Raw genomic sequence first — 388 nt, forward strand, 5'->3', positions numbered from 1 at the left:
ATCGAGCTACCGGCCTATGAACTCCGTGAAAGGAGTTCGCTATGACCACTCTGAAGGACCTCACCCCGAAATTCCGCAATGTGCGGCTGCTGCTCGCCCGCGAGAAAGGTCATCCGGAAGGCGACCGCGAAGAGGGCTATGACGTGCTCGCTCCATTGACCGGCGAAGGCCGGATCGACGCGCAAGAGTGGAAGTCGCACAGGGCCTCCTGTCGCGTACGCCGGTTTCGCACGGGCGAGGAAGATCTGATCGGGAGACTGAGGCGCAAGCCCGGCGGACAATGGTATTTCGACCACGCCGAAGGCGATCGCGACGACGAAATAGGCTTTCATCTCGGCGACGAGCGGTTCGTGACCGGCGAATATGTATCGATCGCGCGCAACGGCGC

Annotated in this window: 1 protein-coding gene; it reads left to right on the forward strand. The window is 61.6% G+C overall.

The annotated features are described in order from the left end of the window. Positions 1 to 41 precede the first annotated feature (41 nt). Positions 42 to 388: hypothetical protein (locus EN861_RS34405; protein WP_135928215.1), on the forward strand; the 347-nt coding region annotated here is incomplete at its 3' end.

Origin of the sequence: Mesorhizobium sp. M8A.F.Ca.ET.218.01.1.1 (assembly GCF_004791165.1) — a bacterium.
Taxonomy (GTDB): Bacteria; Pseudomonadota; Alphaproteobacteria; order Rhizobiales; family Rhizobiaceae; genus Mesorhizobium.